The 22,555-nt window shown below is 63.4% G+C and carries 21 protein-coding genes; 8 read left to right on the top strand and 13 right to left on the bottom strand.

Translation table 11 applies throughout. The features are described from left to right. Nucleotides 1–41 precede the first annotated feature (41 nt). Nucleotides 42–1,460 (top strand): bifunctional phosphatase PAP2/diacylglycerol kinase family protein, encoded by a 1,419-nt coding sequence (locus ABH939_RS15465; protein ID WP_172827081.1) that lies wholly within the window; start codon nucleotides 42–44, stop codon nucleotides 1,458–1,460. Nucleotides 1,461–1,497: 37 nt separating this feature from the next. Here the strand turns inward: ABH939_RS15465 and prcA are convergent, their stop codons facing one another. From prcA to dop, 4 genes are all read right to left on the bottom strand, one after another. Beyond that, a complete protein-coding gene (prcA, locus tag ABH939_RS15460) occupies nucleotides 1,498–2,265 on the bottom strand; it encodes a proteasome subunit alpha (protein ID WP_003945006.1) in 768 nt (255 codons plus the stop codon). After that, nucleotides 2,262–3,140 carry a proteasome subunit beta gene (prcB, locus tag ABH939_RS15455; protein ID WP_058038807.1) on the bottom strand — a complete coding sequence of 293 codons (879 nt, stop codon included), beginning with the start codon at nucleotides 3,138–3,140 and terminating at the stop codon, nucleotides 2,262–2,264. Before prcB ends, prcA begins: the two co-directional genes overlap by 4 nt. Then, on the bottom strand, nucleotides 3,137–3,331 hold the full coding sequence (locus tag ABH939_RS15450) for a ubiquitin-like protein Pup (RefSeq protein WP_003944925.1): 195 nt from the start codon (nucleotides 3,329–3,331) through the stop codon (nucleotides 3,137–3,139). Before ABH939_RS15450 ends, prcB begins: the two co-directional genes overlap by 4 nt. A gap of 148 nt (nucleotides 3,332–3,479) precedes the next feature. After that, nucleotides 3,480–4,979 (bottom strand): depupylase/deamidase Dop, encoded by a 1,500-nt coding sequence (gene dop, locus ABH939_RS15445; RefSeq protein ID WP_404649781.1) that lies wholly within the window; start codon nucleotides 4,977–4,979, stop codon nucleotides 3,480–3,482. A gap of 58 nt (nucleotides 4,980–5,037) precedes the next feature. On the opposite strand from dop, the gene ABH939_RS15440 reads away from it, so the two are divergent. After that, the gene (locus ABH939_RS15440; protein ID WP_003944781.1) at nucleotides 5,038–5,595 is read left to right on the top strand and encodes an NUDIX domain-containing protein; all 558 of its coding nucleotides are present in this window, start codon (nucleotides 5,038–5,040) and stop codon (nucleotides 5,593–5,595) included. A gap of 35 nt (nucleotides 5,596–5,630) precedes the next feature. Here the strand turns inward: ABH939_RS15440 and ABH939_RS15435 are convergent, their stop codons facing one another. Then, entirely contained in the window at nucleotides 5,631–6,308 is a 678-nt protein-coding gene (locus ABH939_RS15435) for a TIGR00266 family protein (protein WP_003944961.1), read from the bottom strand. A 118-nt stretch (nucleotides 6,309–6,426) separates the two neighbouring features. Next, nucleotides 6,427–8,202 (bottom strand): proteasome ATPase, encoded by a 1,776-nt coding sequence (gene arc / locus ABH939_RS15430; RefSeq protein WP_003944870.1) that lies wholly within the window; start codon nucleotides 8,200–8,202, stop codon nucleotides 6,427–6,429. 195 nt (nucleotides 8,203–8,397) lie between these two features. Between arc and ABH939_RS15425 the strand changes: the two genes are divergently transcribed. Beyond that, complete coding sequence (locus ABH939_RS15425; RefSeq protein ID WP_075833235.1) at nucleotides 8,398–8,922, top strand: hypothetical protein; 525 nt, start codon at nucleotides 8,398–8,400, stop codon at nucleotides 8,920–8,922. 64 nt (nucleotides 8,923–8,986) lie between these two features. Here ABH939_RS15425 and ABH939_RS15420 read toward each other — a convergent pair whose 3' ends face one another. After that, complete coding sequence (locus ABH939_RS15420; RefSeq protein WP_223304531.1) at nucleotides 8,987–9,961, bottom strand: tRNA (adenine-N1)-methyltransferase; 975 nt, start codon at nucleotides 9,959–9,961, stop codon at nucleotides 8,987–8,989. 87 nt (nucleotides 9,962–10,048) lie between these two features. Between ABH939_RS15420 and ABH939_RS15415 the strand changes: the two genes are divergently transcribed. Next, nucleotides 10,049–10,939 (top strand): RecB family exonuclease, encoded by an 891-nt coding sequence (locus ABH939_RS15415; RefSeq protein ID WP_370852750.1) that lies wholly within the window; start codon nucleotides 10,049–10,051, stop codon nucleotides 10,937–10,939. A gap of 1 nt (nucleotide 10,940) precedes the next feature. Continuing rightward, on the top strand, nucleotides 10,941–11,750 hold the full coding sequence (locus ABH939_RS15410) for a thioesterase family protein (protein ID WP_075833237.1): 810 nt from the start codon (nucleotides 10,941–10,943) through the stop codon (nucleotides 11,748–11,750). Between the two features lie 46 nt (nucleotides 11,751–11,796). On the opposite strand, the gene hisG is transcribed toward ABH939_RS15410, so the two are convergent. The 6 genes from hisG to metH all read right to left on the bottom strand — a co-directional run bounded on the left by hisG (nucleotide 11,797) and on the right by metH (nucleotide 19,120). Then, a complete protein-coding gene (hisG, locus tag ABH939_RS15405) occupies nucleotides 11,797–12,648 on the bottom strand; it encodes an ATP phosphoribosyltransferase (protein WP_003944905.1) in 852 nt (283 codons plus the stop codon). A 97-nt stretch (nucleotides 12,649–12,745) separates the two neighbouring features. Beyond that, the gene (locus ABH939_RS15400) at nucleotides 12,746–13,009 is read right to left on the bottom strand and encodes a phosphoribosyl-ATP diphosphatase (RefSeq protein ID WP_003944933.1); all 264 of its coding nucleotides are present in this window, start codon (nucleotides 13,007–13,009) and stop codon (nucleotides 12,746–12,748) included. 59 nt (nucleotides 13,010–13,068) lie between these two features. Beyond that, nucleotides 13,069–13,929, bottom strand: coding sequence for a pseudouridine synthase (locus ABH939_RS15395; protein WP_075835288.1), 861 nt, complete (start codon nucleotides 13,927–13,929; stop codon nucleotides 13,069–13,071). Nucleotides 13,930–13,986: 57 nt separating this feature from the next. Further along, the gene (locus tag ABH939_RS15390; RefSeq protein ID WP_042450983.1) at nucleotides 13,987–14,847 is read right to left on the bottom strand and encodes a rhodanese-related sulfurtransferase; all 861 of its coding nucleotides are present in this window, start codon (nucleotides 14,845–14,847) and stop codon (nucleotides 13,987–13,989) included. A 12-nt stretch (nucleotides 14,848–14,859) separates the two neighbouring features. Next, nucleotides 14,860–15,558 carry an HAD family phosphatase gene (locus ABH939_RS15385; RefSeq protein WP_007729900.1) on the bottom strand — a complete coding sequence of 233 codons (699 nt, stop codon included), beginning with the start codon at nucleotides 15,556–15,558 and terminating at the stop codon, nucleotides 14,860–14,862. Beyond that, a complete protein-coding gene (gene metH / locus ABH939_RS15380) occupies nucleotides 15,551–19,120 on the bottom strand; it encodes a methionine synthase (RefSeq protein WP_047270513.1) in 3,570 nt (1,189 codons plus the stop codon). Before metH ends, ABH939_RS15385 begins: the two co-directional genes overlap by 8 nt. A 168-nt stretch (nucleotides 19,121–19,288) precedes the next feature. Between metH and ABH939_RS15375 the strand changes: the two genes are divergently transcribed. The 3 genes from ABH939_RS15375 (at nucleotide 19,289) to ABH939_RS15365 (ending at nucleotide 22,532) form a co-directional block, all read left to right on the top strand. Continuing rightward, nucleotides 19,289–20,143, top strand: a complete 855-nt coding sequence (locus ABH939_RS15375; RefSeq protein WP_223257810.1) for a PAC2 family protein — start codon at nucleotides 19,289–19,291, stop codon at nucleotides 20,141–20,143. Then, nucleotides 20,140–21,300 carry an MFS transporter gene (locus ABH939_RS15370; protein WP_404649780.1) on the top strand — a complete coding sequence of 387 codons (1,161 nt, stop codon included), beginning with the start codon at nucleotides 20,140–20,142 and terminating at the stop codon, nucleotides 21,298–21,300. The genes ABH939_RS15375 and ABH939_RS15370 overlap by 4 nt, the downstream gene beginning before the upstream one ends. A 146-nt stretch (nucleotides 21,301–21,446) precedes the next feature. Continuing rightward, nucleotides 21,447–22,532: a hypothetical protein gene (locus tag ABH939_RS15365; RefSeq protein WP_007733759.1), complete on the top strand. Its 1,086-nt coding sequence runs from the start codon at nucleotides 21,447–21,449 to the stop codon at nucleotides 22,530–22,532. Nucleotides 22,533–22,555: the final 23 nt, after the last annotated feature.

The following is a 22,555-nucleotide window of genomic DNA, read 5'->3' as shown; positions in this document are numbered from 1 at the left end:
GCCTTATTCGCCGAAAAGTTGTCCGAAGCGACGTCAAAGTCATGGAAAGCACTGGAGCACTGCGCCCTTCCGTGCTCGACCCGACCATGCGGTTTCTCTCCAGAGCCGCCGATCACGGCGTTTTGTGGATGGTTGTCGCCGCCTTGCTCGCGATGATCGGCGGGCGGCCCCGTAGGGCAGCAGCACGCGGGCTGCTCGCACTGGCCGGTTCCAGCGCGCTGGCCAACGGCATACTCAAGCCCCTCTTTCCCCGCCGACGCCCACCGGCACGCGTCTGGCTGAGCCCGAAGCGAGGCGTCGACATTCCGACGTCGTCCTCGTTCCCCTCTGGACATTCGTCTTCGGCCGCGGCATTCACCGCGGCAGTGGCCATGGAGTCCCCGGTTGCTGGAGCTGCTCTCGCACCACTGGCCGCAGCAGTGGCGTACTCACGCGTTCACAACGGAGTCCACTGGCCGTCCGACGTCTTCGCAGGCCTCGCGGTCGGCGGTGCTATCGCTGCCGGCACGCGTCGTTGGTGGGCGGTACGCGACGAAGAGCCCGCCGAACTCGGACCCGAGTGCGTGGTTCCCGCGCTCCCGCGCGGAGAAGGCTTGTTGGTCTTCACCAATCCTGGTTCAGGCTCCGAGGACGACGGGATCGTGGAATCGATTCGAGAACTACTACCTGCGGCGATCGTCTACGAGTTCGACGCGGACATCGACTTCGACATGCAGATCGATGCCAAGATCCCCGAGCTCTCGCCGAAAGCGTTGGGTGTATGCGGCGGCGACGGAACAGTGGTCACGGTCGCGACCGCGGCGACAAAGCACGAGCTACCACTTGCGGTTTTTCCCGGCGGAACATTGAACCATTTCGCCCGCGACGTCGGGGCGGTGAATGTCGAGGAGACCGCACAGGCAGTCGAGTCCGGTCAGGCGGCATTCGTCGACCACGCGGTGGTGCGCACGGATTCCGGAGTGACTGCACGGTTTCTCAACACAGCCAGCCTCGGTGGATACCCGGATGCTGTGCGCCTGAGGGAAAAATGGGAACCGCGTTTCGGTAAGTGGCCGGCCGCAGGAGCCGCGATGATCCGGGTTCTCGCAGCGGCGGAGCCGATGACGGTGACCATCGACGGGAAGCGGACCACAATCTGGATGCTGTTCGTCGGAAACGGGCGATACTCCCCCGCCGATCAGGTGCCGATGTCGCGTCCGGAGATGAACCGTGGACTACTCGACGTCCGCTATCTGCGCGCGGACAAGAAATTCTCGCGCTCACGTCTGCTGTTTGCGGCTGCCACAGGAACATTGGGCAGCTCGCGGGTCTACGTTCGCGAACTCGTCTCGTCGATGTCGGTCCGAGTCGCCGATTCACCGGTAGCCATCGCCACCGACGGTGAAGTGGTGGCAGACGCGCGCCGGTTCGATTTCGACACCGAACCGGGCGCGGTGGCCGTCTACCGAGTCACTCAGTAACTCCAGACCTGCAGTAACTCCCCGACCTACGGAGTATCTACGAGGGTGCGTCGCCGTTTGCCGGCGGCGCATCCTCGACTGCTGCCGGAGCTGGAAGCATCTCTTCCAAAACCGTTCCAGCGATCCGTTTGAACGCACGGCGTGGACGATTGCTGTCGAGTACGGCAACCTCGAGTGCACTCACATCGAGAGTTCGTGGTTCCGCCTCAGTGGTTCCGGCCGGTGCCGGGCCGCCCTTTTGGAGCGCCCCGACTGCAATCCGCACTGCGGATTCGAGGTCGAGGTCTCGCTGGTACGACTCGCGCATCGCCGTCACGATCGGTTCGGTCGTGCCGCCCATGACCACGAATTCCTGCTCGTCCGCGATGGATCCGTCGTACGTGATCCGGTAGAGCTGAGCCGGCGTACTGCTTCCGAAGCGACCGATCTCGGCAACACAGATCTCGACCTCGTACGGCTTGGGCTGCTCGGTGAAGATCGTTCCCAGGGTTTGTGCGTACGCATTGGCGAGCGAACGCCCGGTGACGTCCCGACGGTCGTACGAGTACCCACGCATGTCTGCGTGGACGATGCCCGCGCGGCGCAGATTCTCGAACTCGTTGTACTTGCCCACTGCCGCGAATCCGAGACGGTCGTACAGTTCGCTGACCTTGTGCAGAGCACGCGACGGATTCTCGGCGACAAAGAGCACTCCGTCGCGGTAGGTGAGAACGACGACGCTGCGCCCGCGGGCAATTCCCTTGCGCGCCAATTCCGAACGATCGCGCATGATCTGTTCGGCTGATGCGTAATACGGCATCGTCATAGCGCAGACTCCCCTTCCGGACTCGCGGTCGCCGTGCGAGCCGCGACGATCTCCCTGGCGATCTCGGCAGCCCTGGTGGGCAACAACTCCACAGCGCCGGCCGAGGTGATGGTGACCGCCGTCGGATAGATCCCTCGTGTCAGATCAGGACCACCGGTAGCCGAATCGTCATCTGCCGCGTCGTAGAGCGCCTCGACGGCGAACCGAAGCGCGGTGTCCTCGTCGATTCCCGGTGAATACAGCTTCTTGAGCGCCGATTTCGCGAACAGGGAGCCGGATCCGACTGCGTGATAGCCCGCGCGCTCCTCGTATCGCCCACCGACGACGTCGTAGGAGACGATGCGACCGGCGGTGGACGGATCGACCGCGTCCAGGTCGTAACCCACGAGCAGTGGCACAACCGCCAAACCTTGCATCGCTGCTCCGAGATTTCCTCGAACCATCGACGAAAGTCGATTGGCCTTGCCGTCGAACGTGAGTGGGACGCCTTCGATCTTCTCGTAATGTTCGAGCTCGACCGCGAAGAGCCGGACCAGTTCGATTGCGATCCCGGCCGTACCGGCAATACCCGCAGCCGAGTAGTCGTCCGTGACGTACACCTTCTGCACGTCACGGCTGGCGATGAGATTGCCCATCGTCGCTCGGCGATCACCCGCGAGCAGAACACCACCCGCATAGCTGATCGCGACGATGGTGGTGCCGTGCGGAGCTACGTCTCCCCCGCCCATGACAACACCTCCTGTGTCGGCGAAGCGGTTCTGCGGAAGATGCTCCGGTGCATGCACCCGAAGGTATTCCGAGAATGACGACAGATTCGAGCCGAAGCTCAACCGTGTGTCCCCGTCTGTGATCCGGGGCGCGCGATCCACCGTCACTGGCCGCCCTTCTGGACGTAGGCACGGACGAAGTCCTCGGCGTTCTCTTCCAACACGTCGTCGATCTCGTCGAGCAGGTCGTCGGTTTCTGCAGCGAGCTTCTCGCGACGTTCCTGGCCGGCACTGCCGTCGCCACCAGTGGTTTCGTCGTCTTCGCCGCCACCGGCACGCTGCGTCTGTTCTTGAGCCATCGCCGTCGACCTCCTTGTGTGAAGGGAGCTCTCGCGAGCATCCTGTTCGGCCCAGCAGAGTCGGTAACTGATCCCGCTCGGACCTTCACCCTACCGAGCGGCACCGACAGGTGTGGAGAGACGCGACGGCGAGCCGCATCGGCTGATTTCAGTGAGTGAGCTGATCAACCAGTTCCGCGGCGCTGTCCACGGAGTCGAGCAACGCTCCGACGTGCGCTTTGGTACCTCGAAGCGGCTCGAGGGTGGGGATACGGATCAACGATTCACCGCCGAGATCGAAGATGACCGAATCCCAGCTCGCGGCCGCGATATCGGCACCGAATCGGCGTAGGCACTCGCCCCGGAAGTATGCGCGAGTGTCGGTGGGAGGGTTCGTGACCGCGTCGAGAACCTGCTGTTCGGTGACAAGCCGCTCCATGGAGCCGCGAGCAACCAGGCGGTTGTACAGGCCCTTGTCGAGTCGCACGTCGGAGTACTGCAGATCCACCAGATGCAATCGCGGCGCCGACCACGCGAGTCCCTCACGATTGCGGAACCCTTCGAGCAGACGCAGTTTGGCCGGCCAGTCGAGGATGTTCGCGCACTCCATGGGATCGCGCTCGAGGAGATCGAGAACCATCGCCCACTTGGCGACGATATCGTCCGCTCGCGGATCACGATCGGTCTCACGGTCGAGGAACTTCGAGACACGTTCGAGGTAAATGCGTTGCAGCGCAAGCCCTGTCAGTTCACGTCCGTCGGCCAGCGCAACGGTCTTGCGCAGAGTGGGGTCGTGACTGATGTGGTGGACGGCCGTGACCGGACGCGCCAGTTGCAGATCGGTGAGGTCGACACCTGCCTCGATCAGGTCGAGTACCAGCGCCGTTGTTCCAACCTTGAGGTACGTCGACATCTCCGCGAGGTTCGCGTCACCGATGATGACGTGCAGGCGGCGATACTTGTCCGCATCCGCGTGCGGTTCGTCGCGGGTGTTGATGATTCCGCGCTTGAGAGTGGTCTCGAGGCCTACTTCGACCTCGATGTAGTCGGATCGCTGCGAAAGCTGGAATCCGGCCTCGTCGCCGGACTGCCCGATACCCACACGACCGGAACCGCAGATCACCTGCCGGGACGCGAAAAACGGCGTCAATCCGGTCACTATCGAGGCGAACGGGGTCTCACGTGAGCAGAGGTAGTTCTCGTGCGTGCCGTACGAGGCACCCTTGCCGTCGACGTTGTTCTTGTACAGCTGGAGCCGAGGCGCACCCGGCACGCTGGATGCGTGCCGCGCAGCCGCTTCCATGACGCGTTCGCCGGCCTTGTCCCAGATCACGGCGTCGAGCGGGTCGGCGACCTCGGGCGCCGAATACTCCGGATGTGCGTGGTCGACGTACAACCGTGCCCCGTTGGTGAGAATCATGTTCGCGGCGCCGATCTCGTCCGCGTCGATCACCGGCGCGGGACCGCTCATTCGCCCCAGATCGAAGCCTCGGGCATCTCGCAGCGGAGATTCGACCTCGTAATCCCAGCGTGTGCGCTTGGCCCGTGGCACGCCCGCTGCGGCGGCGTAGGCAAGCACCGCCTGGGTTGAAGTGAGAATCGGATTCGCCGACGGCTCACTGGGTGAAGATATTCCGTATTCGACCTCGACACCGATGATCCGCTGCATGACACAAGAGCCTATGTGATTGCGGCGCGGCACCCACAGGCGTGGCACAGTTGGAGGAATGCACCAACCTCTCACCGCAGACCTGAATCCCGCGGACGAGGTAGTCGCCGTGTACGACCGGACGGGTAATCCGATCGGCCGAGCACCACGTTCCGTCGTCTACTCGGGTGGGCTCTGGCACGCGAGTGCGGGCGTCCTGGTTCGTACCGGGGACGGCTCCCGCATCTACGTCCATCGCCGAACCGACACGAAAGCGGTGTTCGGGGGCTATCACGACTGTCTTGCCGGAGGTGTCGTCGATCCAGGTGAGACGCCGCAGGAAACTGCGATCCGTGAAGTCGGTGAAGAACTCGGAATCTTCGGAACGGCAGACCAGCCACTCCAACTGACGGAGATCGCTCGAAAATCCTGGGACGGCGAGTGGAACAACTCTCCGTTGCGCTGTCACCTGTTTGCGTTCGAACTCAGATACGACGGGCCGATGGCACATCAGCCCAGCGAGATCGCCGAAGGTTGGTGGTGGACGCCGAACGAACTCGGCGCCCACCTGCAGGACCCGTCGTGGCCGTTCGTTCCGGACTCACGCGCGCTGCTGGCCGACTATTGCTGGAGCTGAACACCGCTGGGACTGCACACTGGTGGGACCTGTGATCAGCCCGGGGTGATCGCCGAGAGCCAAGCAGCGAACGCGCTGGGGTTGCGGGTCTGCGCGAGAACGCGACCGGGTCCGGTGAAGTCGAAGACAAATCCTTCACCGGACTTCATCGACTGAATGGTGCGCCCCTGAACGGCGCGCCGCATGTTGAAATTCATGCCGAGGTCGTAGGCGACCACGTGACCAGTATCGATCGTGACTGTCTCGCCTGGCTGCAAGTCGATGACGTCGATCGCGCCGTAGACGGCCAGCACTACTTCACCGTCGCCACTTGCCCGCAGGCCGAAGCCTCCCTCACCGCCGAAGAGGTTGGACATGCCGCCCCACTTGGACTCGACCGTCACACCGTAGGAGTTGGCCAACCAGGTTCCACGGTTGAGGAAGAACGGGCGATCAGAGGTGATGGTCAGCGGGATCAGATCTCCGGGAAGCACACCAGTCACGTCGACCCAACCACCTTGCGGCGGAGCGGTATACGTCGTGACGAAAAATGATTCGCCGCTCAGCATCGACCGCTTGAGTCCCTGCAGGACGCCGCCCTGCGCCTTCGCTTCGAGAACTACGCCGGCAGAATGCGCGAGCATCGCCCCGCTCTCCACGCGCAGCGGTTCGCCGGGCGCGAGGTAGCAGCGAGCGACTGTGGACGACGGATTGTGTCGAAGATGTATCTGCACGGCGGGACTCTAAACCAGCGCGACCGACCGGTCCAATCGCAACGAAGTCAACGGCAGCGACGCAGAGATCGGGCCGACAACTCTCGCGGAGTGGCCGGCCCGATCGATGTTCGTTTCGTTACAGGTACTGGCCCGTGTTCGACTCCGTGTCGATCGCGCGGCTCGCACTGGCGTTCTTGCCCGTGACGAGAGTGCGGATGTAGACGATCCGCTCACCCTTCTTGCCCGAAATACGTGCCCAGTCATCAGGATTGGTGGTGTTGGGCAGATCCTCGTTCTCGGCGAACTCGTCGACGATGGAATCGAAGAGGTGCTGCACACGCAAGCCCGGAGCACCGGTGTCGAGCACAGACTTGATCGCGTACTTCTTGGCGCGGTCGACGATGTTCTGGATCATCGCCCCCGAGTTGAAGTCCTTGAAGAACAGAACTTCCTTGTCGCCGTTGGCGTACGTGACCTCGAGGAAACGATTCTCTTCGCTCTCCGCGTACATGCGATCGACGACGCGAACGATCATCGCCTTCAAGCATGCAGTGCGATCTCCACCGAACTCGGCGAGGTCGTCTGCATTGATCGGCAGACCGTCCACCAGGTACTTCGAGAAGATGTCCTGAGCGGATTCCGCGTCGGGGCGCTCGATCTTGATCTTCACGTCCAGTCGGCCGGGACGCAGGATGGCCGGGTCGATCATGTCCTCACGGTTGGAAGCGCCGATGACGATGACGTTCTCGAGCCCTTCCACACCGTCGATCTCGCTGAGCAGCTGCGGAACGACCGTTGTCTCCACGTCGGAGGAGACTCCCGAACCACGGGTACGGAAGATCGAGTCCATCTCGTCGAAGAAGACGATCACCGGAGTGCCCTCGGACGCCTTCTCACGAGCACGCTGGAAGATCATCCGGATGTGACGCTCGGTTTCGCCGACGAACTTGTTCAGAAGTTCCGGGCCCTTGATGTTCAGGAAGTAGGACTTGGCGTCCTTGCTGTCCTGACCGCGGGCTTCGGCGATCTTCTTGGCCAACGAGTTGGCGACGGCCTTGGCGATGAGCGTCTTGCCGCAACCAGGCGGACCGTAGAGCAGTACACCCTTCGGCGGCCTCAGTGAGTACTCGTGGAACAGATCCTTGTGGAGGAACGGGAGTTCGACGGCATCACGGATCTGTTCGATCTGACGCCCGAGACCACCGATGTCGTCGTAGTGAACGTCCGGAACTTCTTCGAGAACCAGATCTTCGACCTCGGCCTTCGGGATGCGCTCGAAGGCGTACCCGGCCTTGGTGTCGACGAGCAACGAGTCGCCCGGACGCAGTTTCCTGGTCGGAGAATCGGCGTCGTACGCGATGATGTCGGCTTCGGGGTCGGCGAAGACGGCTGCCAACGGCGCTGCGAGCCAGACGATGCGCTCTTCGTCGGCATGGCCGACCACCAGTGCGCGCAAGCCGTCGTCGAGTACCTCACGGAGCGTGCTGATCTCACCGACCTGCTCGTAGGTGCCGGCCTCGACAATGGTGAGTGCCTCGTTGAGGCGAACCGTCTGCCCGAGGGCGAGGGTGTCCGTGTCGATGTTCGGTGAGCACGTCAACCGCATCTTGCGACCCGACGTGAACACGTCGACGGTCTTGTCCTCGTGTACCGAGAGAAGGACTCCGTAACCGCTCGGCGGTTGACCGAGTCTGTCGACTTCTTCACGAAGCGCGATGAGCTGCTGACGGGCCTCTTTGAGGGTGTCCATCAACTTGCTGTTTCGGATGGACAACGAGTCCACCTTCGACTCCAGCTCACGCACCTGCTCCGGCGATTGTGCAAGTTGTCGGCGCAGTACTTGTGCTTCCACTCGTAGCGCGTGGAGTTCTTCTGCTGCCGCAACCGAATCCGGGTTCTCTGTCGAGCTCATGTGCGTCTCCTCCCAGTGCGATCCATCAACGCTACCGGCATAAGGCCCCAACTGTCGCCAGACACGGTGCGCGAGTGCGAATTCACACTTGCGCGCGGACCGTGCCGACTGGTCTCGAGCCAGAATTTGGTCATGTTAGCCTTGCCTACAAGATGGAGACAGCGCCTGTCTCTCTTTACAACGAAAGGTAACGCTGTGATCATCCGCAAGACTCTCATCAGCGCTTGTGCTGTCGCTGCCGTCCTGACCATGGGTGCATGCAGCTCGAACGACAACAAGGATTCGACGGCTGCAAGTTCGACTTCCGCCGCCGCCTCGAGCACCACGGCCAAGGCCTCGGCTTCCGCCACGACGTCAGCTGCCGCTGCCGCAGCGGCTCCGACGGCCGAGGAGCTCAACGCTTCGCTCGTCGCTCTGATCGATCCGGCCAAGCCGATCGAGGAGAAGACCGCTCTGGTGGTCGACGGAACCAAGCGTCAGGCCAACATCGAGACGATGAGTGCTGCGCTGGGCGGTAACCCTGCCTACGCGATCACGTTCAACGTGGACAACGTCAAGGTCGATGGTCAGACCGCAACCGCAGACGTCGCCGTCGTCAGCCCGCACGGCGCCGCCCCGGCCACCCCGTGGACCTGGGAGCTCGAAGACGGCTCCTGGAAGCTGTCCGACACCTCGGCATGCGTGCTCCTGGAAATGGGCCGCGCTTCCTGCACCGCATAACTTCCAGCTACTACAAGAGCGGCGATCCGGATACCGGATCGCCGCTCTTGTTGTTTTCGTGTGACTACTTGGCCGCGGTGTTCGAGCCCTTGCCCGCACGCCGCTGCGGCTTCGGGGTGACAGTTCCTTCGGCGAGACGACGAGCGCTCACGAGGAACGCGGTGTGGCCCTGCATCCGATGTTCGGGGCGCACCGCCAATCCGACGACGTGCCAACCGCGCACGATCGATTCCCACGAGCGGGGCTCGGTCCAGCATTCTTGCTCCCGCATCGCCTCGACGACCTTCGAGAGCTGAGTAACGGTCGCGACGTAGACGATCAACACGCCGCCCGGCACGAGTGCCTTCGAGACGGCGGGCAGGACGTCCCACGGGGCCAGCATGTCGAGGACGACGCGATCGACCTTGCCTCCGTGCGCTTCCGGATCGAACTCGGCGAGATCGGCGATGGTCAGTTCCCAGTTCGGCGGACGTTCCCCGAAGAAGGTCTCGACGTTGCGAACCGCATGTTCGGCATGATCGTCGCGGACCTCGTAGGAGATGACCTTGCCCTCGGGTCCGACGGCACGCAGCAGCGAGCATGTCAGTGCGCCGGAGCCGGCTCCGGCCTCGAGCACGCGTGCTCCTGGGAACACGTCGCCTTCGTGGACGATCTGAGCTGCGTCCTTCGGGTAGATGACCTGGGCACCGCGCGGCATGGACAGCACGTAGTCCACCAGCAGGGGGCGCAGTGCGAGATAGGGCGTGCCGTTGACCGACTTGACGACGCTGCCCTCGTCGGCACCGATCAGATCGTTGTGAACGATTCCGCCCTTGTGGGTGTGGTATTCGCGGTTCGCCTCGAGAACGATCGTGTAGTGGCGTCCCTTGCCGTCGGTCAGCTGTACTCGGTCGCCGACGCGGAACGGACCTGACGGCCGCTTGCCCGGCGCAGTGAGATCAGCTTCTGGAAGGTCTTGTTCGGGAATCTCGGCGACAGCGGACTGCGCAACCTCATCCACTTCGGTCGTGCCTTCTTCTGGTTGCAGCTCGTTCGCCATGCGCAGATGATCCCTGTTCGCTTGTTTCCGGTGTCCTCGCCACCGGCTCCGACGGAGTTGTCGGACCAACCGCATAGCCTGCCAGGTGTGAGCTCTGTCGAATTGCCAACCCCCACTCCAACGGGTGCAACATCACACGAGCGCCCGCGTAGTCGGCCGGCGCTCTCTCCGTCTCGGGCGGGTGACTACAAACAATGCCCCCTGCTCTATCGCTTCCGAGCAGTCGACAGAATTCCGGAAACGCCAACCAGAGCCCAGGTCAGAGGCACCGTCGTACACGCGGCACTGGAAGCACTGTTTGCACTCCCGACCGGTCACCGGGTTCCCGATCGCGCAGCCGAACTCGTCCGTCCCGCGTGGGAACGTGTCAGTGCCGAGTCTCCCGAGGCCGCTGACCTTGTTCCGGAGGGCGAGCTGGATTCGTTCCTCGACGAAGTCGGCAAGCTCGTCGCGACGTACTACACGCTCGAAGATCCCACTCGATTCGATGCCGAGGCGTGCGAGGTCTACGTCGAGACCGAATTGGAGAACGGCGTTCGACTCCGCGGCTTCGTCGACCGGATAGACGTTGCACCGACGGGTGAGGTGCGGGTGGTCGACTACAAGACCGGAAAAGCGCCTCGCGAGTTCACCGAATCCAAGGCGCTCTTCCAGATGAAGTTCTACGCGCTCGTACTGCTGCGCACTCGCGGAATCGTTCCCGCACAACTGCGCCTGATCTATCTGGCCTCCGGCTCGATTCTCACGTACGCCCCGGATCACGACGAGCTCATCCGATTCGAGCGAACCCTCTCCGCCATCTGGAAAGCGATCCTCGCAGCAGGTGCGACCGGAGACTTCAGACCCAAGCCTGGCAAACTGTGCGACTGGTGCGATCACAAGTCACTGTGCCCCTCGTTCGGCGGAACACCTCCGCCGTATCCAGGTTGGCCGGACCTGCTGAGCACCGAACCTGTTGCCGCAAAGGAGAATTCATAACATGACGGACAGTTCGTACTACCGCTACCTCGGAACGACGGAGGAAGGGCACGAGCGGTTCGCGAGCACGCAGGCAACTGTCAGCATCTGGGGCCCGACACTGCAGCACGGCGCTCCCCCGTCGGCGCTGTTGGTACGAGCCCTCGAGCGGTGCGGTGCGCGCGACGAAAGCCGTCTGACGCGCGTCGTCGTCGAGATTCTCGGACCGATTCCGATTGCCGACCTCGAAGTCCGGTCCTGGATCGAACGACCCGGTCGCCGAATCGAATTGATCGTCGCCGAACTGTGGGCAACCACCGCCGACGGATCTGCACGCGCGGTTGCGCGCGGTACGGCGTGGCGGATGGAGACGGTGGATACCGGCGACGTCGTCCACGTAGTCGATCCCCCGCTCGAACCCCGCGACAGCGGCACCCCGGGCGTTCTCGAGGGTCTGTGGAGCGTCGGCTATCTCAAGACCCTCGACTGGTCCTGGATTGCTCCGATCGGGTGCGTGGGAACCGGCAAGGTATGGGCGCGCCCCAAGCCAGAGCTGGTCGAGGGTGAGAAGATGTCTGCTCTCGAGCGTTTGTTCGCGGTGGCCGACATCTCAAACGGGGTCGGCGCCAAGCTCGACCCGGAGCACTGGACGTTTCTCAACACAGATCTCACGGTGCATATCTTCCGTGTGCCCGAGGGAGAGTGGGTCGGTGTCGCCGCCGAAACCACAACGGGTCCGGACGGCGTCGGCATGTGTGCGGGCGTGCTCTACGACGAGCAGGGTGCCGTGGGCCGTATCGCCCAGACTTTGCAGATTCGCGCCCGTTCCTGATTTCCAGGAACGGGCGCGAATGCGCGTAAATCTATTCAGGCAGTGATCAGAAAGCGCGTACCGAGCGGATGTTCGACGCGAGGATGGCCTTGGCACCGAGTTCGGCCAAGGCATCCATCACCTGGTTGTGTCCCTTGATCGGGACCATCGCGCGAACCGCGACCCAGTCGGGATCGGCCAACGGTGAGAGGGTCGGCGATTCCATACCGGGAGTCATCTTGATGGCGTCGTCGAGGATGGTGCGCGGGCAGTCGTAGTCGATCATCAGATTCTGCTGCGCGAAGACAATTCCGCGTACGCGTTCGATGAGCTGGTTGCGGGCGGGATCGTCCTGCGGAGCGCCGGTGCGCTCGATCAGGACACCTTCGGAATCGCAGAGCGATTCACCGAAAGCCACGAGGTTGTGTTGGCGGAGAGTACGACCCGATCCGACCACGTCGGCGATCGCGTCGGCGACGCCGAGCTGAATCGAGATTTCCACTGCTCCGTCGAGACGGATGACGGTGGCGTCGAGTCCGCGATCTGTGAGGTCCTTACGGACCAGGTTCGGGTACGACGTTGCAATGCGCAGGCCGGACAGATCCTCGACGGCCCAGTCCTTGCCGGCCGGTGCTGCGTAACGGAACGACGAACGGCCGAAGCCCAGTGACAGACGCTCGGATACGGGAGCACCCGAGTCGCCGGCGAGATCACGACCGGTGATGCCGAGATCCAGCTCACCGGAGCCGACGTAGATCGCAATGTCCTTGGGGCGCAAGAAGAAAAACTCGACCTGATTGGCCGGATCGAGGACTGTCAGATCACGGGAATCGGTGCGTCGACGGTAACCGGCCTCGCTGAGAATCTCGGCGGCGGACTCGGACAGTGAGCCTTTGTTGGGAACTGCTACGCGCAGCATGGTGGATGTCCTTTCGGAAGGTGTGGGTGACGTGAGACGACGTGAATCGGAAGCCCTGGACGAGCGAGACGGAGTACATCTCGCTGGTCAGCTCCGATCACAGATGTCGGTACACGTCCTCGAGGGTCAGTCCGCGACCGACCATCAACACCTGCGTCCAGTACAGCAGCTGGGAAATTTCCTCGGCTAGCTGCTCATCGCTCTGGTATTCCGCAGCGATCCACACTTCACCGGCTTCCTCGATGACCTTTTTGCCCTGAGCATGCACACCGGCGTCGAGGGCGGCGACAGTGCCGGACCCCTCGGGGCGAGTAGCAGCGCGCTCGGTCAATTCGGCGAACAAGGATTCGAAGGTCTTCACGGGTAGCCATTCTTTCACGAGGACGGAAGCGGTTTTCACACGCCCACGAACAGCGGTGTTCACAGGCCTGCGTCGAGGCTGCGCGAACTCACGAACCTGCGGGTCTGCCCGGTGATCGGATCCGGGTACTCCAACGCTCGCGCCAACAATCGCAACGGAGTCGAGAAGTCACCGGGCACTGCGGGCAGATACTCCGGATAGTAGTTGTCACCGACGATCGGGACGCCCAGCGAGTTGAGGTGCAGCCGAAGCTGATGGGTCCGGCCGGTCCGTGGGAGCAACCTGTATCGCCCGAGCGTCCGGCCGGCCGAGTCGGTGATCACCTCGATCAGTTCGATCGAGGTCTCACTGTTCGGTTCGCCCGCGATTTCGGTAGCCGTCATCTCGCCGTGAACTTTGTTGATGCGGCTGCGCACCGTGCGAGGGAAAGTCAGTTCCGAATCGAAGCCCGCAATCGCCTCGTACTCCTTGACGATCCGCTGCTCGGCAAAAAGTTCCTGGTACGGCCGTCGTAGGTCCGGTGTCACGGTGAACACGATGACACCCGCCGTCATCCGGTCGAGGCGGTGAACTGGCGCAAGATCCGGAAGGTCCAGGTCACGACGCAGGCGCACGACTGCGCTTTCGACGATGTGCGCTCCCCGTGGAATGGTCGCCAGGAAGTGCGGTTTGTCGATCACGAGAATCGAGTCGTCGCGGTACAAGATCTCGATCTCGTGCGGAACCGGAATCTCGGGGGCCGGCTCGCGGTAGAAGTACACGAACCGGGTCGGCTGATAGGGCGTTCGGCTCGTGATCTTCCGCCCGTGCTCGTCGACGACGTCCCCGGCGCTGACGAGGTCCGCCCACAGGTCCCGCTCCCCGGGGTGCTCGCCGACCAGGTGCTCGAGGACGGTACGCGCCGACGACTCCGCCGGCATCCGCAGCCGGTCAGGTCCGAGACCGTTTCGGATCGGCAACGGAGCCTTGGGCACAGCTCAGTCCTGCTCGAGGTCTGGTGAACAACTCTCGCAGAGCAATTCGAGGGTTCGGCCGTCGCCGTCGATCCGGTTGCGGTACCGCGGGGTCGGAGTACCACAATCGACACACACGCCGAGTGTCTTGGCTTCGGATGAGAACTCGATGTTCATCCGCTTGTCGAACACGTACAGGGAACCGTCCCAGAGGCCGCGGTCGCCGAAAGTCTCGCCGTAACGGACGATTCCGCCGTCCAACTGATAGACCTCGTCGAAGCCACGTGAGCGCATCAGCGAAGACAACACCTCACAGCGCACTCCGCCGGTGCAGTACGTGACCACGGCTTTGCCCTTGAGATGGTCGTATTTGCCACTGTCGAGTTCGTTGACGAAATCCCGAGTGGTGGCGACGTCCGGAACTATCGCATCTCGGAAACGGCCGATCTCGGCTTCGAAGGCATTGCGCCCGTCGAAGAACACGACGTCGTCACCGCGAGTGTCGACGAGTTCGTGTAGTTCCTTGGGCACCAGGTGAACTCCTCCGCCGACCACACCGTTCTCGTCGACTTTCAGCTCGTCGGGGGCACCGAACGTCACGATCTCCGAGCGTGCCTTGACACTCAGACGAGGGAAATCGTTCCCGAGGCCGTCCGACCACTTGATGTCAGCGGTACGGAAGGGTTCGTAACCACGCGTACCACGGACATATCGCTTGACATCCTCGATGTCTCCGCCGACCGTCGCGTTGATCCCGTGCGGCGAGACGATGATCCGGCCCGTCAGGTTGTTGGACTCGGCCAGGCTGTGCTGCCACAGCTTGATCGCTTCCGGGTCCGCCAACGGCGTGAACTGGTAGAAGAGAACAATTTTCGGAATAGCCACAGCAAATCCAGCCTAACGTGCCGCGCTCGAGTGAACGTCGTGAAGATCGTGAATGGACAAGTCCAACAGGGACTCTCGAAACACGCGTCCAGGGCCGGCGGGGACGTCGACCTCACACGGAACGACGAGCACCGCGCAACCCGCAGCGCTGGCCGACGCCGTGCCGGTCGGCGAGTCCTCGATCGCGAGGCACTGCGCCGGCTCGAGTCCGAGCAGATGCGCGCCGCGCAGGTACGGATCCGCTGCCGGTTTCCCGTTGGGGACCTCGTCGCCACACACCGAATGGTCGAAGAACTCACGGCCGAGCATGCCGAGTGCCCGATCGACCAGAACTCGCTCGGTGTTGGTGACCAGTGCAGAACGCAGACCACCGTCACGCACGGTCGACAGTGCGTCGCGAGCACCCGGCCGCCAGGTCACGCCGTCCTCGAACAGATCGCCGACGCGGGTGTACATCCAGTCCTTCGCCTCGGCGATGGCATCGGGATGCTTCTCCAGGCCGAGAGCGTCGAACACCGTCGCAAGGGCGAAGGGGCTCGACGCACCGATGACGGCAACGCGTGTCGCTTCCGTCATCGGTCCGCCCAGGCGTAGGGACAGCTCACGAAGCGCGATGTCCCACAGCTTCTCCGAATCGAGCAGGGTGCCGTCCATGTCCCACAGGACACCACCGAGCGTTGATTCGGATACTTCGGTCAACAACTCAGACATTGAAATACTTTGCTTCCGGGTGGTGCAGGACAAAAGCGTCCGTGGACTGCTCGGGATGCAGCTGCAGCTCCTCGGACAATTCGACGCCGATTCGTTCGGGTTCGAGCAACGCAACCAACTTGGCTCGATCCTCGAGATCCGGGCACGCGCCGTATCCGAACGAATAACGAGCGCCGCGGTACTCGAGATCGAAGTAACCGGCAACCTCGGTGGGATCCTGCTCCGCGACGGTGTGACCCTCGGGAAGCACTAGCTCTTCACGGACGCGTCGATGCCAGTACTCGGCCAAAGACTCCGTGAGCTGGACACCGATTCCGTGAACCTCGAGGTAATCGCGGTACGAGTTCGATGCGAACAACTCGTTGGCGAAGTCCGCGATCGGCTGACCCATCGTCACCAACTGGAACGGAAGAACGTCGACCTGCCCGGTGGCCTCGGCGTCCTTGCGCGAGCGAACGAAGTCCGCGATGCACAGGAAGCGGTCGCGGTGCTGGCGCGGGTAGGTGAACCGGAACCTTTCGGGTGCATCCGGTTTCGGCTCGGTGAGCACGATGACGTCGTCGCCCTCCGAGATCGCCGGGAAGTACCCGTACACGACCGCGGCATGCGCGAGGATGCCCTCGGACGTCAACCGATCGAGCCAGTACCGAAGTCGCGGACGGCCTTCCGACTCGACCAGTTCCTCGTACGTCGGACCGTCGCCCTTGCGCTGACCGCGAAGGCCCCACTGGCCGAGGAAAAGAGCGCGCTCGTCGAGCAGCCCCGAGTACTCGGACAGCGAGATTCCCTTGACGATGCGCGAGCCCCAGAAGGGAGGTGTCGGCACCGCGATGTCGGTTGCGACATCGGAACGCTCCGGCAGGACCACGGGAACCGCTGCAGCCTTACGCTTTTCGGCGATGCGCTTGGAACGCTCGTGACGTGCCTTACGCTCGGCAGCCTTCTCGCGAGCAGCGATGGCCTCCGGGCTGTCCGGCGCCGGGCCGCCACCACGCTTGGTCGTCATGATCTGGTCCATCAAGTTCAGACCCTCGAAGGCGTCGCGGGCATAGCTGACGTCGCCCTCGTACACCTCCTGCAGGTCGTTCTCGACGTAGGAGCGCGTGAGCGCCGCACCACCGAGCAGAACCGGGAACTTCTCGGCGACTCCGCGTGCGTTGAGTTCCTGGAGGTTTTCCTTCATCACGACAGTGGACTTCACGAGCAGTCCGGACATGCCGATCACGTCGGCTTTCTTGTCCAACGCGACGTCGAGGATGGTCGCGATCGGCTGCTTGATACCGATGTTGACGACCTCGTAGCCGTTGTTGCTCAAGATGATGTCGACCAGGTTCTTGCCGATGTCGTGAACGTCGCCCTTGACGGTCGCGATCACGATGCGACCCTTGCCGTCCTCGTCGCTCGCTTCCATGTGCGGTTCGAGGAATGCCACGGCAGCCTTCATGACCTCGGCCGACTGCAACACGAACGGCAACTGCATCTGTCCGGAGCCGAACAGCTCGCCGACGGTCTTCATGCCCGAGAGCAAGGTCTCGTTGATGATGGCCAGCGGAGGCTTGATCGTCATCGCCTCGGTGAGGTCGTCGTCGAGGCCGTTGCGCTCGCCGTCGACGATGCGGCGTTCGAGCCGGTCGAACAACGGAAGTCCCGCCAGTTCCTGCGCACGGGACTCGCGCGCCGACGCAGCCGAGACACCCTCGAACAGAGCCATCAGCTTCTGCAGCGGGTCGTACCCCTCGCTACGACGGTCGTAGACGAGGTCGAGTGCGGTTTCACGCTGCTCGTCAGGAATTCGGGCCATCGGCAGAATCTTGGACGCATGAACGATCGCCGTGTCCAGACCTGCCTCGGTGCACTCGTGCAGGAACACCGAGTTGAGAACCTGCCGTGCGGCCGGGTTCAAACCGAACGAGATGTTCGAGATACCCAGGGTGAAGTGGAGTTCCGGGTACGCAGCCTTGAGCTGACGGATGGCTTCGATGGTCTCGATGCCGTCGCGTCGCACCTCTTCCTGACCGGTGGAGATGGGGAAGGTCAAGGCGTCGACGATGATGTCGGACTCGGCGAGTCCCCAGTTTCCCTTGATGTCCTCGATCAGACGCTTGGCGATGGCGACCTTCGTCTCGGCGGTGCGAGCCTGGCCCTCTTCGTCGATGGTCAGGGCGACGACCGCCGCGCCGTGCTCCTTGACCAGAGTCATGATCTTGTGGAAACGCGATTCGGGGCCGGCGCCGTCTTCGTAGTTGACGGAGTTGACGGCGCAGCGGCCACCGAGGTGCTCGAGGCCGGCTTGCAGCACGGCAGGCTCGGTGGAGTCGAGCATGATCGGCAGCGTCGAGGACGTCGCCAGGCGGCTGGCAAGTTCCGACATGTCGGCGGCACCGTCGCGGCCCACGTAGTCGACGTTGAGGTCGAGCATGTGTGCGCCGTCGCGGGTCTGGTCCTTGGCGATGTCCAGGCACTTCTGGTAGTCCGCGGAGAGCATCGCCTCGCGGAAAGCCTTGGAGCCGTTGGAGTTCGTGCGTTCGCCGATCATCAGGATGCTGGCGTCCTGCTCGAACGGCACCGCCGAGTACAGCGAAGAGGTGCTCGGCTCGTGGATCGGCGTGCGCTGGGCCTTCTCGACCTGACGAACCGCGTCGGCGACCGCGCTGATGTGCTCGGGCGTCGTACCGCAGCAGCCACCGACGAGGCCGAGTCCGAACTCGGAGACGAAACCACTGAGGGCTTCGGCCAATTCGTCGGCAGTCAGCGGATACTCGGCGCCCTTGGGACCGAGCTGCGGCAGGCCGGCATTGGGCATGACCGACACCGGCAGCGTGGAGTACTTGGACAGATGACGGAGATGTTCACTCATCTCGGCCGGCCCGGTGGCGCAGTTCAGACCGATCATGTCGATACCGAGTGGCTCGAGTGCCGTCAGCGCCGCACCGATCTCACTGCCCAGGAGCATCGTTCCGGTTGTCTCGACCGTCACGTGCGTGATGATCGGCAACCGCAGTCCGAGTTGCTCCATCGCACGCTGGCTGCCGAGGATTGCAGCTTTCACCTGAAGCAGGTCCTGGCAGGTTTCGACGAGGATGGCGTCGGCGCCACCGTCGATCATGCCGAGCGCAGCTTCGGTGTACGCGTCACGCAGGACTGCGTACGGTGCGTGTCCCAGGCTGGGGAGCTTGGTTCCCGGTCCCATCGAGCCGAGTACGAATCGGGCCATGCCGTCGCGGCCTGGTCCCATCTCGTCCGCTACTTCACGGGCGAGAGCAGTGCCTTTTTCCGCGAGTTCGCGGATCCGGTGAGAGATGTCGTAGTCGGCGAGGTTGGGCAGGTTGCAACCGAAGGTGTTGGTCTCGACGGCATCGGCACCAGCGGCGAAGTACGCACGGTGGATGTCTTTGAGCACGTCGGGACGGGTGTCGTTGAGGATCTCATTGCACCCCTCGAGGCCGAGGAAGTCGTCCAGGGTGAGGTCCGCGGCCTGCAACATGGTGCCCATCGCTCCGTCGCCGATGACAACGCGCTGTTTCAGCGCATCAAGCAGGGCAGAGTTAAATGGGGCAGACATGCCGTCCAGAGTAGTGGGCGCACCGACAAGCTCTGGCCGTAGGCTGGGTGGGTGAGTCCAAGTGAGTTCCCCGTCACTCCCGACGGCCCGGTCGATTTCGATGATTCCGCGGCCTTCGAGAGCCCTGACGGCTTTGCCGTCGACAGCAGCGACCGCCTCGAGGGCGACATCCCTGTCCTACGTGATCCCATCCTCGTTGCAGCTTTCGAGGGCTGGAACGACGCCGGTGACGCAGCCAGCGGTGCGGTCGAACATCTCGAGCTGATCTGGGATGCCCAGCCGCTCGCCGAACTCGATTCAGAGGACTACTACGACTATCAGGTCAACCGCCCCACAGTCCGGCAGGTCGACGGTGTCACTCGCGAAATCGTTTGGCCGGCAACACGTTTGTCGGTCTGTTCGCCTCCTGGCAGCGAGAGCGACATCGTCCTGCTTCGCGGGATCGAGCCCAACATGCGGTGGCGCAGTTTCTGCGAGGATCTGCTCGAGCTGATCGACCAACTGAACGTCAAGACGGTCGTCATCCTCGGCGCCCTGCTCGCCGATACTCCGCACACCCGACCGGTCCCGGTGACGGGCACGGCCTACAGCAGTGAATCCGCCGCCCGATTCAACCTGGAACAGACGCGGTACGAAGGCCCGACGGGCATCACCGGGGTTCTTCAGGACGAGTGCGTTCGTGCTGGTGTACCCGCCATTTCGTTCTGGGCGGCGGTTCCGCACTACGTCTCGCAGCCACCGAACCCGAAGGCCACAGTGGCCCTCCTTCAACGAGTCGAGGATGTTCTCGACATCGAGGTCCCACTCGGGGAGCTCCCGGCTCAGTCGGAGGATTGGGAGGAAGCGGTCAACGAAATGACCGCGGACGACGAGGAAATCGGCGAATACGTGCGCACCCTGGAAGAACGGGGAGACGCCGAAACCGACATCAGCGAAGCAATCTCCAAGATCGACGGCGATGCCATCGCCGCGGAATTCGAGCGCTACCTCAGACGGCGAGGCCCCGGCAGCTTCGGACTGTGAGCAAGAACACTCCAGAAGGAGGCGGAAGTACACAGCGCCCACTGCGCCTCCGGCTTCAGCTGATCGCGCTGTACGCCGGCGGGTTCCTCGGCCCGTTCGGCGGCGGCGTGGTTGCTTCGATCCTTCCCGAGATCGGTGACGATCTAGGGGTCGGTCCGTCGGCGGCCGCCTCTTCCCTCACCGCGTACCTGCTCCCCTTCGCCGCTCTGATGTTGGTGTCGGGGACACTCGGGACGCGGTGGGGCAAGGTTCGGACGGTGCGCATCGCTTACGGCGTCTACGTCCTCGCGTCGTTGGCATGCTTCGTCGCCCCGACACTCGAGATCTTCCTTGCCGCCCGGGTACTGCAGGGCTCCGCGAACGCATTCACCACGCCGCTACTGCTTGCCTCGTTGGCGGCCGCAACACCGCAGGCACGGCTGGGTCGAGCCCTCGGAGCCTTCGGCGCTTTCCAGGCCGCAGGGCAGTCGTCGGCTCCGTTGATCGGCGGACTGGCGGCCGAATTCGACTGGCGTCTGGCCTTTCTCGTCATCGCAGTGGTCGCGGGCATTCTGGGAGCCGTCGGACTTCCGAAGTCCGAAGCACCGGCAGCGACCACTCCCGCCCGTCTCCGCGATGCATTACGCCCCGAAGTGCTCCGCATCGGTATCGCTGCATTGCTCGGCTGGGGCGCCCTCGGTGGACTGAGCTTCCTGCTCGCCTTCCGCTTCGAAGACGAGTTCGGGCTGTCCCCCACCGTCCGCGGCCTACTGCTCACCGTCTTCGGCGTGGCCGGCATCCTCTCGGCCCGGCGCATCGGAATCCTCATCGATCGCATCGGCGCACGCTCCTCCGTGATGATCGGCGCCCTGGGCGGAGCAGTTCTGGTCTCCGTCGTCGGCCTTGCCGGCTTGGTGCCGGTGATCGCGATCGCATGGTTTGTCGCAGGCGTCGCGAGCCAGTTCGTGCTGGTCGGCGTCAACGCGGCGGTCCTCGGATCCGCGGGGCCGAACCGTGGCGGCGCCGTGTCCGTCGTCCAAGCGATGCGCTTCGGCGGTGCCGCTCTTGCTCCCCTGGCCCTGACACCGATTTACGACTCTTCGCCTGCCGCGAGCTTCCTGATCCCCGCACTACTGCTCGCCGTCGTCGCTCCCCTGATCATGCCGAAGCAACGCTGATCGATCTCGGCAATTTCGAATGTGAAGTTGTGTAGGTAGTGAGTTTCTCGGCGAAAGCGACCACCGTTGTCGCGAGGCTGTCAGGGCGAACATTATTCGGAAAATCTTGTGTTTCCGTCGTCGACAGATATTGATACCATTGGAACATGAGCGAATCTGAGTCGGAACCGGAACGGCCGATCGACATTTTTCGGCGATCGGTTGCCGTCATCGAAGAAAATTTGCCTCCTACCTGGTCTTTGTCGACGCAGCGCTCCCCCGACCTGTCCGAGGCGCCACTCCGACTCGACCTCCGCTCCCCTGACGGCTCGGTGGCCAAATTCGGCGTGTACGCCGCTCACGGTGTCCTGAGCAGCGACGTTCCCGGTATCGCCGATCGCTTCCCCACCGGTCAATCGGGCTTCGTGTGCGCAAAATATCTGTCCGAGCCGGTTCGCCGGCAGCTCGATTCCCACGCGATCTCGTACGCAGACGCCACGGGCAACGTGTCGTTGACCGCTGATCGACCCGCCGTCTGGGTGCGTGGACGCGGAGCCGACGCCGATCCGTGGCGGGGGCCCGGACGTCCTTCCGGACAGTTGACGGGCGATCCGTCAGCTCGCGTCGTGCGTGCGCTTGCCGATTTCGCGGCGCCACTGGCGATCACTGCCTTGGTGCGCCTGGCCGGTGCGTCGACGGGAGCAACCTATCGGGTGGTTCAGACACTGTCGGATCGTGAACTGGTGACCAGGCTCCCCCGCGGTGGGATCGGTGACGTCCGCTGGCCGAAGATGCTTCGTGAATGGGCGGCTGAGGCCGGGGCCAAAGCGCCGACGCCTCACGGCTTTCACGCGCCGGACGGGTTGGAAGCACTCTTCGATCAACTGCGTCAGCTCAGCGGTCACATCTACGCCGGTACCGCCTCGGTGGCCGCCGCACCCTTTGCTCGGTACGCGCCCACTCGACGTGCCCACTTCCATGCCGACAACGTCGATCAGTTCGCCGACGCTCTCGGACTACGGCGGGTGGAATCCGGCGGTGACGTGTGGATCACCGCTCCCCTCTCACCGTCTGCCTTCGACCGATTGCTCACCCGCGACGGCATCCGCATCGTCGCCCCCAGCCAAGCGTTCGCCGATCTGCTGGTCGGCCCGGACTCCGACGAGGCGGCGGCCGAGCACCTGCTCACATGGATGATCGAGAACGAATCGCAGTGGCGACGCGCCGCATCCCCTGCTACGGATCGCCCGTAGGAAAAAGAGGGGGCGTCTCTCGC

It is taken from the genome of Rhodococcus sp. 27YEA6 (assembly GCF_044908235.1).
GTDB lineage: Bacteria > Actinomycetota > Actinomycetes > Mycobacteriales > Mycobacteriaceae > Rhodococcus_F > Rhodococcus_F qingshengii.
Note: the sequence above shows the minus strand (reverse complement) of the source record. Positions and strands in the feature narration are given on the sequence as shown.